Origin of the sequence: Streptomyces sp. NPDC059003, from assembly GCF_042740445.1 — a bacterium.
Classification (GTDB): Bacteria; Actinomycetota; Actinomycetes; order Streptomycetales; family Streptomycetaceae; genus Streptomyces.
Genome location: NZ_JBHYJH010000232.1, coordinates 1 through 11,320, shown reverse-complemented (window position 1 = coordinate 11,320; position 11,320 = coordinate 1). Strand labels below are relative to the sequence as shown.

Annotated in this window: 10 protein-coding genes; 8 read left to right on the top strand and 2 right to left on the bottom strand. The window is 74.1% G+C overall.

Translation table 11 applies throughout. The features are described from left to right. A partial coding sequence (locus ACFWZ5_RS41395) for a DeoR/GlpR family DNA-binding transcription regulator (protein WP_384892299.1) occupies window positions 1-846 on the bottom strand: 846 nt, incomplete at its 3' end. Between the two features lie 233 nt (window positions 847-1,079). On the opposite strand from ACFWZ5_RS41395, the gene ACFWZ5_RS41390 reads away from it, so the two are divergent. The 8 genes from ACFWZ5_RS41390 to ACFWZ5_RS41355 all read left to right on the top strand — a co-directional run bounded on the left by ACFWZ5_RS41390 (window position 1,080) and on the right by ACFWZ5_RS41355 (window position 10,128). Continuing rightward, on the top strand, window positions 1,080-2,417 hold the full coding sequence (locus tag ACFWZ5_RS41390; protein WP_384795245.1) for an MFS transporter: 1,338 nt from the start codon (window positions 1,080-1,082) through the stop codon (window positions 2,415-2,417). Between the two features lie 5 nt (window positions 2,418-2,422). After that, a complete protein-coding gene (locus ACFWZ5_RS41385) occupies window positions 2,423-3,925 on the top strand; it encodes an FGGY family carbohydrate kinase (protein ID WP_384795243.1) in 1,503 nt (500 codons plus the stop codon). Further along, window positions 3,918-5,447 (top strand): FGGY-family carbohydrate kinase, encoded by a 1,530-nt coding sequence (locus ACFWZ5_RS41380; RefSeq protein ID WP_384795241.1) that lies wholly within the window; start codon window positions 3,918-3,920, stop codon window positions 5,445-5,447. The genes ACFWZ5_RS41385 and ACFWZ5_RS41380 overlap by 8 nt, the downstream gene beginning before the upstream one ends. Beyond that, window positions 5,444-6,064: a histidine phosphatase family protein gene (locus ACFWZ5_RS41375; RefSeq protein WP_384795239.1), complete on the top strand. Its 621-nt coding sequence runs from the start codon at window positions 5,444-5,446 to the stop codon at window positions 6,062-6,064. Before ACFWZ5_RS41380 ends, ACFWZ5_RS41375 begins: the two co-directional genes overlap by 4 nt. Before the next feature lie 46 nt (window positions 6,065-6,110). Continuing rightward, window positions 6,111-7,157 carry a 2-hydroxyacid dehydrogenase gene (locus tag ACFWZ5_RS41370; RefSeq protein ID WP_384795237.1) on the top strand — a complete coding sequence of 349 codons (1,047 nt, stop codon included), beginning with the start codon at window positions 6,111-6,113 and terminating at the stop codon, window positions 7,155-7,157. A 112-nt stretch (window positions 7,158-7,269) separates the two neighbouring features. After that, window positions 7,270-8,160 (top strand): phosphatidylinositol-specific phospholipase C/glycerophosphodiester phosphodiesterase family protein, encoded by an 891-nt coding sequence (locus ACFWZ5_RS41365; protein WP_384795235.1) that lies wholly within the window; start codon window positions 7,270-7,272, stop codon window positions 8,158-8,160. Between the two features lie 128 nt (window positions 8,161-8,288). After that, a complete protein-coding gene (locus ACFWZ5_RS41360; RefSeq protein ID WP_384795233.1) occupies window positions 8,289-8,483 on the top strand; it encodes a hypothetical protein in 195 nt (64 codons plus the stop codon). A 70-nt stretch (window positions 8,484-8,553) separates the two neighbouring features. Further along, window positions 8,554-10,128: a hypothetical protein gene (locus tag ACFWZ5_RS41355; protein ID WP_384795231.1), complete on the top strand. Its 1,575-nt coding sequence runs from the start codon at window positions 8,554-8,556 to the stop codon at window positions 10,126-10,128. A 25-nt stretch (window positions 10,129-10,153) separates the two neighbouring features. On the opposite strand, the gene ACFWZ5_RS41350 is transcribed toward ACFWZ5_RS41355, so the two are convergent. Then, the coding region (locus tag ACFWZ5_RS41350; RefSeq protein WP_384892296.1) for a phosphodiester glycosidase family protein at window positions 10,154-11,320 on the bottom strand (1,167 nt) is incomplete at its 5' end.

Genomic DNA, 11,320 nt, shown 5'->3' with positions numbered 1-11,320 from the left:
GCGTTCCCGATCATGATGGTGCTGATGTACACGTACCTGTTCGGCGGCGCGCTCGACGACCTGGACCTCCACGCCCCGCTCCCGCATCGCCCGCACCTCGTCGCGCGCGAGCCCGTCGTCGACGACGACCACGTCGAAGTCTGTGAGCGGCGCGAGCGCGTACAGGCCGTCGCGGGTGAACTTGGTGTGGTCGGCGAGCAGCACGCGGCGCGTGGCCGCCGCCATCATCGCCCGCTTGACCTGCACCGTCTCCGGCGAGGTGTGATAGCAGCGGCCGCGCGTCACGGCCGTCGTCGACATGAAGAGGACATCCGCGCGGAACGCCGCCACGCTGTCGGCGGTGTGCAGCCCCATGAAGGCGTCGTACGCGGGGAAGTAGCTGCCGCCGAGCGCGATGAGGGAGACGCCCGGCTCCTTGGCTAGCGCGGTGATCGCGGGCAGGGAGTTGGTGAGGACCGTCAGCGGGGCGTGCGCGGCGAACTCGCGGGTCAGGTGCAGACACGTCGTGCTGTCGTCGAGCAGCACGGTCTGGCCGGGCACCAGGAGGCGGGCCGCGGCGCGGGCCAGCTGCTGCTTCGTCTGCGCCATCGCCGTCATGCGCTCGGCGACGCTGCCGTGGAACTGCGCCGACGGCAGCGCCGTCGCCCCGCCGCGCACCTTGCGCAGCCAGCCCTGCGACTGCAGGAAGTCCAGGTCCCGGTGGACCGTCATCAGGCTCACGCCGAACGTGTCGGCGAGGTCCGCGGCCCGTACGAAGCCGCCCGCGACCACCAGGTCCCGGATCTCGCGCCGCCGCCGCTCGCGGACGTCGACCCGGTCCGCCCTGCCGTCACCCTCGTCCGTCACGGGCCCCGCCTCTCCGCACCTCGTGTCATCTCGTGTGAAGTCACCGAGTGATGTTCGCACGTACTTCACTCGGATCGTAGCCCGGCCGCACAGCTCGGGCCGTGGGCGCCCCCGCCCGCCCCGCGTGAGGTTTTCCCAGGTGATTGACGTGCCGTTTCAGCCAACTGTTTGCTCACTCCAGCGCACACCCCGGCCGCCGCCCGGCCCACACCACCGTCCCCAGGGGAGCTTCGATGACGAACAGCCCCGCGCCGCGTTCGCTCTTCACACGCGCAGGCATCCCGCAGCCCCTCTCCTGGGGCTACCTCGGCCTCCTGGTCTTCATGACGGGCGTCGGGATCGAGGCCGGGTTCCTCTCGCCGTACCTGGAGGACCTCGGCATCCCCAAGGCGCAGGTCGCCATGGTCTTCACCGTGTACGGCGTCACGGGCGCCGTCGCCGGATGGCTGTCCGGCGCGCTGTCCGACCTGTGGGGGCCGCGCCGGGTCATGTGGCTCGGGCTCGGCGCCTTCGCCGTCACCCACGTGTTCTTCCTCGCCGTCGCCGTGCCGAGCAAGGCCTATCCGCTGCTGCTCGTCGGGTACGGCCTGCGCGGCCTCGCCTATCCGCTGTTCGCGTACGCCTTCCTGGTGTGGATCGCCGCCGTCGCGCCGCCGCGGCAGATGGGCAGCGCCATGGGCTGGTTCTGGTCGGCGTTCTCCGCGGGCCTGCCGACGCTCGGCTCGCTCACGGCGAGCCTGCTCATCCCGCACATCGGGGAGCGGGGCACCCTGTGGGCCGCGCTCGGCGTCGTGGTCGTGGGCGGCCTGCTTCCGCTGCTCCTGCTGCGGGAGCGCACCGGCTCCGCCCGGCTCGCGCCCGCCGGACAGAGTCCGCTCGCGGGTCTCTCCGGCAGCCTGACGATCCTGGTGCGCAATCCGCGGGTCGGCGCCGGTGCCGTCGTGCGGATGCTGAACACCGCCTCGCAGTTCGGCTTTCTGGTGATGCTTCCGGCGTGGTTCACGGACGAGGTGGGGCTCTCCGACGCGCAGTGGCTCAGACTGCTCGCCATCATGTTCGCCACGAATATCGTCACGAACCTGCTGTTCGGCGTCGTCGGCGACAAGGCAGGCTGGCGCACGACGGTCGCGTGGTGCGGCGGCGTCGGCTGCACGGTGTCGACGCTGCTCCTCTACTACGTCCCCGCGGCGGCCGGCGCGCAGTACGCGCTGTGCGTCCTGGTCGCCGTGGTCTACGGCGCCACGCTCTCCGGGTACGTGCCGCTGTCCGCGCTCATGACCGCCGTCGCGCCCGCCCACAAGGGACAGGCCATGGCCGCCCTGAACCTGGGTGCCGGAGCGTCCACCTTCGTGGGGCCGCTCGTCGTCAGCCTGTTCCGCGGGCCGTTGGGCGTGGCGGGCGTCGTCTGGATCTTCGCCGGGTTCCATGCGGTGAGCGCGGCCCTCACCCTCGTACTGAAGACGACCGGCGACACCGGTCCCGTGCAAGCCGATTCCGCACCGGACGCCGGGGCGCCGCACACCGCAGCCGCACCGGCCCCCGCACCCGCCCCCGCCACGAAGGGACTGTGAAGACCATGTCCGTCCTCGCGATCGACGTCGGCACCACCATGATCAAGTCCGTGGTCTTCGACGACCAGGGCGGCGAGCTCGCCGTGTCGCGGCTCGCGACCGAGGTGCAGCGCCCGCACCCCGGCTGGGCCGAGCAGGACATGGACACCGTGTGGAACGCGGTCGTCTACACCGTCCGCACCGCGCTCTCCGAAGTCGCCGACCCCGTCTGGCTGGTGACGTTCACCGCGCAGGGCGACGGCGCCTGGCTCGTCGACGCGGCGGGACGGCCCACCGGACCCGCGATCCTGTGGTCCGACGGGCGCGCGGGCGACCTCCTCACGCGCTGGCAGCACGACGGCGTCCTGGAGGAGGCGTTCCGGCGCAACGGCTCGCTCACGTGCAGCGGCATGCCCAACGCCGTCTTCAGCTGGCTCGCCGCCCACGACCCGGACCGCCTGGACCGCTCCAGCGCGTCCCTGACCGCGGCGGGCTGGCTGTTCCTGAAGCTCACCGGCGTCACCGCGGTCGACGAGTCCGACGCGTCGGCGCCCTTCCTCGACCACGCCACCGGCGCCTACGACCCCGGCATCGTCGACCTGTTCGGGCTCACCCCGTACGCGCGCCTGCTTCCGGAGGTCCTCGGCGAGCACGAGCGGATCGCCGAGATAACGGGCGACGCCGCCGCCCAGCTCGGGCTGCCCGCCGGGCTCCCCGTCGTGATGGCCCCGTACGACATCGCCGCCACCGCCCGCGGCGTCGGCGTCGTCAACCCCGGTCAGGCGTGCAGCATCCTCGGCACCACGCTGTGCACCGAGATCGTCCGCACGGACGTCGACACCAGCGGCGAGCCGTCCGGCATCACCATCGCCTACCGGGGCCGGGAGCGGGTCCTGCGCGCCTTCCCGACCCTCAACGGCGCCGAGGTCCTGACCTGGGCCGCCCGCACACTCGGGCTCGACGGGCCGCCGGAGCTCGGCGCCCTCGCGTTCTCCGCGCCGCCGGGCGCGGGCGGCGTGCTCTTCCTGCCCTATCTGTCACCGGCCGGTGAGCGGGCGCCGTTCCTCGACCCGCGCGCCCGCGGCTCCTTCTGGGGCCTCTCCCTGGAGCACACCCGCGCCGACCTGGCGCGGGCCGTCTTCGACGGGCTCTCGCTCGTCCTGCGCGACTCGCTCGTCGCCGCGCGCACGACCGTCACCGAGCTGCGCCTGTGCGGCGGCGGCGCCAACAACGACGCCTGGTGCCAGCTCATCGCCGACGCCACCGGCGTCCCCACCGCCCGCTCCGGCGACACCGAACTCGGCGCCAAGGGCGCCTTCCTCACGGGTCTCGTCCTCACCGGCGCCGAGTCCAGCATGCACAGCGCCGCCGCCAAGTACGTGCGGATGCGCACCAGTTGGGAGCCGGACGCGGAGCGCGCGCGGTACTACGCGGGCCTGTACGAGGCGTTCCTGCGGTGGCGGGGGCTCGCGCGTGACGCCGGGTGGACGGCGTCGGCGGCACCCGCGCAGGGAGCGTCCCGTGTCTGACGTCCGTGCGGCCCCGCTGCCGTCCGACGCCGTGTGGCTCGGCCTCGACCTCGGCACGCAGAGCGCCCGCTGCGTCGCTGTCGACTCCACGGGCACCGTCCTCGCCACCGCGTCCCGGCCGCTGACCGGCCACCGCGAGGGCAACCGCCACGAACAGGACCCGGAGCAGTGGTGGAGCGCGCTCACCGCCGCCTGCCGCGAGGCGATCGCCGCCCTCGACGACCCCGCCCGCGTCCGTGCCCTCGCCCTCGACGCCACCTCCGGCACGATCCTGCTCGCCGACGCGTCCGGCACCCCGCTCACCCCGGGCCTCATGTACGACGACGGGCGCGCCGCCCCCCAGGCCGACCGCGTCAACGCGGCGGGCGAGGCCGTCTGGCGCGACCTCGGCTACCGCTCCATGCAGCCGTCCTGGGCGCTGCCCAAGCTGCGGTGGCTCCTGGACCGGGCGTCCCTGCCGACGGGGGCGCGCCTCCTCCACCAGCCCGACCTGATCACCTGGCGGCTCGTCGGCCACCAGGTCGCGAGCGACGCCAGCCACGCCCTGAAGACCGGCTACCACCTGGTCGACGAGCGCTGGCCCACGCGGGTGCTCGCCGAACTCGACGTCCCCGAGCGGCTGTTGCCGGACGTCGTGCGGCCCGGGACCGTGCTCGGCACCGTGTGCGCCGCGGCGGCCGCGGCCACCGGCATCCCCGAAGGCACCGCCGTCGTCGCCGGGATGACCGACGGCTGCGCCGCACAGCTCGGCGCGGGCGCCCTCACCCCCGGCGCCTGGAACTCCGTTCTCGGCACCACGCTGGTGTTCAAGGGCGTCAGCCCCCACCTCGTACGCGACCCGGGCGGCGTCGTCTACTGCCACCGGGGCCCCGACGACACCTGGCTGCCCGGCGGCGCGTCCAGCAGCGGCGCGGGCGTCATCGCGCGCGCGTTCCCCGGCGCCGACCTGGACCGGCTCACCGAGGCCGCGGCCGCGGCCGACGGCGACGCCGTCACCTACCCCCTGGTGTCGCACGGCGGTGAGCGCTTCCCCTTCCGGGCCACGGACGCCGCGCCCTTCACGCTCGGCGAACCGCGCGGCGAGGCCGAGCGCTTCCACGCCCACCTGCTGGGCGTCGCCTTCGTGGAGCGGCTCTGCTTCGACTACCTCGACCTGCTCGGCGCGCCCGTCGACGGCCCGCTCACCCTCACCGGGGGCGGTGCGCGGAACCGCTACTGGAACGCCCTGCGGGCCGACGTCCTCGGCCGCACCGTCCACGTGCCGGCCCAGGCCGAGGGCGCCGTCGGGATGGCGGTGCTCGCGGCGACGGCCGGCGGCGTGTCCGTGCGCGCCGCGGCGGCGGCCCTGGTCGCACCGGGCGAGGAGATCCGCCCCGACCCGGACCGCACGGCCCGCAGGATCCCCGGCTACCTGCGCTTCGTCGACGCACTCGCCGTCCGTGGCTGGCTGCCCGCCGAGGTCGCCGCCCACGCACGCATCCGGAGCACCCCGCACGCACCACCGATGAGGACACACCAGTGACCGACGTCATTCTCGTACGCCACGGCGAAACCGTCTGGCACGAAGGCAACCGCTACGCCGGGCGCACCGACGTGGCGCTCACGCCGCGCGGCCGCCTCCAGGCCGCCGAACTCGCCGCCTGGGCGGCGCGCGAACGCATCGACGCCGTCTACAGCTCCCCGCTGTCGCGCGCCCGCCTCACCGCCGCCCCGGCCGCCGAAGCGCTCGGCGTCACCCCGCGCGAGGACGAGCGCCTGCGCGAGGTGGACTTCGGGCGCGGCGAGGGCCTCACGCGCACCGAGATGCGGGACCGGTTCCCCGTCGCGCTCGACGCCTTCCTCGACGACCCCGTCACCCACCACCTGCCCGACGGCGAGGACCCCGGCGCCGCCGCCGCGCGGGCCGGAGCCTGCCTCGCCGACGTGGCGGCCGCGTTCCCGGACGGGCGCGTGCTCGTCGTGGCCCACTCCACGCTGCTGCGCCTGGTCCTGTGCGACCAGCTCGGCATCCCGCTGCGCGAGTACCGCCGCGTCTTCCCGCACCTGGACAACGGCGCCCTCACCGAACTGCGCCTTCGCGACGGCCAGTCGGCGCTGCTGCGCTTCAACGCGCCGACGGTGCACACCGCCACCACCTGAACCCCTGCCACGCCCTCCGCCCTCACACCCGGGAAAGAAGCCCCTCATGAGCACCACCGTCCTCGCCGCAGGCGACCACTTCGTCCTGCCGCGCCTGCTCACCGACGCGGTGCGCAGGGCCACCGACGGACTCGCCGCCGTCGACGTGCGCGAGCTGACGCTGCCCTGGCCGCACACCCCCTTCGGCCCCGTCGGCGAGGTCAGCGAGGCGTCCGGCACCGAGGACGAGCTGATCGCCGCCCTCCAGGGCGCCGAGGTGTGCGTGACCCAGATGGCGCCCTTCACCGAACGCGTCCTGGCCGCCTGTCCGGACCTGAAGCTGGTGTGCGTCAGCCGCGGCGGGCCCGTCAACGCCAACCTGGACGCGGCCACCCGGCACGGCGTCGCCGTCTGCTACGCGCCGGGACGCAACGCGGTCGCCACCGCCGAGCACACCCTCACGCTGCTCCTCGCCGCCGCCCGCCAAGTCGGCGACGCGCACACCGACCTGCGACGCGGGGTGTGGCGCGGCGACTACTACGACTACGACAGGTGCGGCATCGAGATCGAGGGCGCGACCGTCGGCCTCGTCGGCTACGGCGCCATCGGCAGCCGCGTCGCCCGGATCCTCGCCGCGATGGGCGCGCACGTCCTCGTCCACGACCCGTACGTCAGCGCCGAAGCCCTTGCGGGCGGCGCCGAACAGGTCGGCCTCGACGAACTCCTGTCCCGCTCCCGCATCGTGTCGCTGCACGCCCGCGTGACCGACGAGACCCGGGGCATGATCGGCGCGCCGCAGCTCGCCCTGCTGCCCCGCGGCGCCGTCCTGGTCAACTGCGCCCGCGGTGCCCTGCTCGACTACGACGCGCTCTGCGACGCCCTGGACACCGGCCGGCTGTCCGGCGCCGGACTCGACGTCTACCCCCAGGAGCCGGTCCCCGCCGACTCCCGCCTCCTGAAGACCCCCGGCATCGTCATGACCCCGCACATCGCGGGCGCCAGCCAGGAGGTCGCCCACAAGGCGGCCCGCATCGTCGCGTCGGAGGTCGCCCGCTACGTACGCGGCGAGGCGCCGTCTCACTGCGCGAATCCGGAGGTACGGGTCGCACGGTGAACACATCGCGTCCATAGCGCCAACTCCCAGGACGCACGGGTTTCCTGACGCGGCCGGGGCCGCATACTCACTGCCGGACCCCGTCCCCACCCGTCCTCCTGGGAGGTACCCCATGGCCCTCGTCACCCGTCGCAGAGCCCTGACCACCCTCGGCGCGGCCGTCACGGCCGCCGTGGCCGTGCCCGGTCTGGCGCACGCCGACTCCTCGTCCCACCCGAGCGCGGCCCCCGCCGCCGCGCGGCAACGCCGCCCCCGCCCCCTGCCGCAGGCCCACGCACACAACGACTACGAGCACCCCCGCCCCCTCTTCGACGCGCTCGACCACCGCTTCACCAGCGTCGAGGCCGACATCTTCCTCGTCGACGGCAAGCTCCTCGTCGCCCACGACCCCGTGGACCTCGACCCGGCCCGCACCCTCGAAGCGCTCTACCTCGACCCGCTCGCGCGGCGGATCCGCGCCAACCACGGCTCGGTGTACCGGCGTTGGCGCGGCGAGTTCCAGCTGCTCGTCGACATCAAGACCGAGGGGGCGTCGACGTACCGGGAGCTGGACCGCAGGCTGCGGCCGTACCGGCACCTGTTCACGACGTACGCGCACGGCAAGGTGTACCGCTCCGCCGTCACCGCCGTGATCTCCGGCGACCGCGCGGCCCGCGCGCCGATGGAGGCGCAGCAGGTGCGGCGCGCCTTCTACGACGGCCGCCTCGCCGACCTCGGCACCCCGGCCCCGGCCTCGTTCATCCCGCTCATCAGCGACAACTGGTCGCTCAACTTCAGCTGGCGCGGCGTCGGCCCGATCCCGCAGACCGAGCGCGACAAGCTGCGCGGCATCGTCTCCGCCGCCCACGCGCGCGGGCAGCGCGTCCGCTTCTGGGCCACGCCCGACGCGCCGGGCCCGGAGCGCGAAGCGGTGTGGACCGAGCTCCTCGCGGCCGGGGTCGACCACCTCAACACCGACGACCTCGCGGGGCTCCAGACGTTCCTCGACGCCCGCGGAAGGTAACGGCGCGGACGCCGGGCCCCCGGCAGGACCACTCGTCCGGCGGACACGCCGGTCACCCGGACAAACCCTCCGCTACGCCACACTTGCCGCCGAAAGCCGCGGTGCGGCCGTGGCGGAGGAGGTCCGTGATGGCCATTTCGATTTCCGTGGGGCTGCTGCTCCTGATCCTGGTGGTGGTCCTGCTGCGCAACGGCGGGATGAAGGCCTCGCACGCCGTGGTGTGCGCGCTGCTCGGCTTCTATCTGGCGGGCACGAGCCTGGCGCCCACCCTGCACGACGGCCTGACGGCGACGGCGGACATCGTCAGCGGCATCCGGCCTTGACCGTTTCGGGTTCGTGAACAACTTCCGTTTCTTCATGGACACTTCAGGGGGCCGGTCCTAGCTTCGGCCCATGCCACGCCTGACCCGCAAGCTCGTGAGCCGTGCCCTCGCCCCGGCCCTCGTGGCCTCGGCGCTCGCCCTGCCGGCGTACGCGGACGAGATCCCCAAGGCGCCGGGGCACCGCCTCGTCGCCCCGTACACCGGCGCGCCCGCCGCGGCCCGCCCCGTCCCCGGCGACCCGCCGCCGCAGCACCCGTACCTCGCCGCGAACGGCCGCAGCGGCATGCACGCGGACGCGGCGGGCAGCGGCACCTACCCCTGGAACGGGCCGCTCGGCCGCGCGCCCGAGGTCGCCAGCGAGAAGATGGCCGCGCTCGGCGGCGAGTGCGCCACCGTCACCTTCGACCGCGACGGCCGGATCGTCACCGTGTGCGGCACCTTCTCGGGCTTCCTGGTGAAGCTCCTCGACCCGAGGACGCTGCGGACGCTCGCCGAGTACAAGCTGCCGCAGCGCCCGTCCACCGTCGAGGCCATCACGCGGCTGGACTTCTCGAAGATCTTCAAGGACACGTCCGGCGGCGCCTACTCCTACCTCGACCACCAGGACCGGCTCGTGCTCGCCGACTCGCGTCAGCACGTCGTGCGCCTCGCCCACGAGCGGACGGCCGACGGCACCTGGCGGTTCGTCGTCGACCGGGACTGGGACCTGACCGCCCACGTCCCGCACGACTGCGTGAGCTGGACGAACCTCCACCCCAGCGGGGAGTGCGACCCCGTCACCTCCGTGATGCCCGACTGGGACGGGCGGATCTGGTGGGTGACCCGGCAGGGCCGCGTCGGCACCGTCGACCCCGAGAGCGGCGACGTACGGTCCGTCCGGCTGCGCGGCGAGGAGATCCAGAACTCGTTCTCCGTCGCCGACGACGGCGTGTCCATCGTGTCCGACCACGCCCTGTACAGCTTCGCGGCCGCGCCCGACGGCACGCCGCAGGTCCTGTGGCGACAGACGTACGACCGGGGCACCGGCACCAAGCCCGGCTCCGTGAACCAGGGTTCGGGCACCACGCCCGACCTCTTCGGCACGCGGGAGAAGTACGTCGCCATCACCGACAACGCAGACGACCGCATGCACGTCCTCGTCTACCGCCGCGACGCCGACGTCCCGGCGGACCGCCGCCTGGTCTGCAAGGTCCCCGTCTTCGGCTCCGGCGCGTCCACCACCGACAACTCACTGATCAGCCACGGCAACAGCCTCGTCGTCGAGAACAACTACGGCTACGAGAACATCACGTCCCTCACCTTCGGCCGCAGCGTCGTCGGCGGCGTCACCCGCGTCGACGTACGCGCCGACGGCAGCGGCTGCGACACGGTGTGGGAGAGCCAGGAGCGCTCCCCGTCCACCGTGCCGAAGCTGTCCACGGCGAACGGGCTCCTCTACTTCTACACGAAGGAGCCGAACCGCCTCGGCGTCGACGCCTGGTACCTCACGGCGGTCGACTTCCGCACCGGCGAGACCCGCTGGAAGCGGCTCGCCGGCACGGGCATCGCGTACGACAACAACTGGGCCCCGGTGACCCTCGGCCCGGACGGCACGGCCTACGTCGGGGTGTTCAACGGGCTCGTGGCGGTGCGGGACACCCCCTAGCCGCGTCCTGGGCGCCGGCCGCGCACTACGCGCCGGAGAAGACCCCGATCCCGTTCGGCACCGGGCGTTCCGCGCCGCCGCTCGGGTGGTTCCGCACGGTCGCGGCCGGGGCGTCCGGGGCCCGGGCGGCCAGCGTGCTGGAGCCGCCGCCGTCCAGGCTGAAGCCGTCGGTCGCGCCCAACTGGCCGAGGGCATCGGCGACTTCGGCGATGGTCAGGCCGGTGCGGAACTCGGGGGCGCCGTCGAGCGCGAGCAGGACGAGCCGGGTCCCGCCGTCGGAGATCCCGGCGGCGGTGCGGACGGCCGCGGTCCGCGTGTCGAGGCCCGGCAGGGGCGCGCCGCCGCGAAGGACCGGATAGCCGCCGACCACGAAGCGGTACGGGACACGGGACGCCGCCGCCACCAGCCGGTGGTGGACCCGCACGCGCTCGCCGACCGACAGCTTGCGCAGCCACTGCGCGCCCGCCTCCCGGCCGACGAGGACCGTCGTACCGCGCGCGATCGCGCCACGCCCCGGCGTGTCCGCCTGCTCCACGACCCGCCCCCGCCGCACCGTCACCTCGTAGGTGTCGGTGCTGCACGGCGCGCCCCGGTCCGTGTCCGTGCCGCAGGTCGCGCGCACCCGCGAGGTCTCGCCCCAGTCGCTGGTGAACGCGCCCACCGAACCCACCGGCAGCGCGTACTGATTGAGCCCGCCGAGCGCCAGGCGGCTGTCGCCGGAGCGGACGTCGCCGTCCAGGGCCATGCGGTCGAGCCGTGCCCTGCGGTCGGTGCCCACGCCGAGGACGTCCTCCGTCGTGGTGCCGGGCGGCAGGGCGGGGCCGAAGCGCTGGCCGTTCGGCACGGCCGCCTTCAGGGTGCGGCCGCCCGCGATCACCGGGCCGACGGGGGCGCCGGTCGCCTCGACGCCGGGGTGCTGTGTCTCGCTTATGTTGAAGAAGTCGCCGTTGACCCCGGCGACCGCGCCCGCGCCGTTCGTCAGCGCCGACACGGCCTGCCGGGCGCCGACCGCACCCGGATACAGCAGCCCGACCCGGACCCGCCGGTCGGACAGGTCGACGTCCAGGACGTGCGCGTGCGCCGTGCCGTGCGACGCAGGGATGTCGAACTCCCGGTACGCCACGCCCGGCGCGATCTCGGTGCCGTGCGCCGGTGCCGCCCGCCCGGCCCCCTGAGCGCCGCTGGCCGGTGC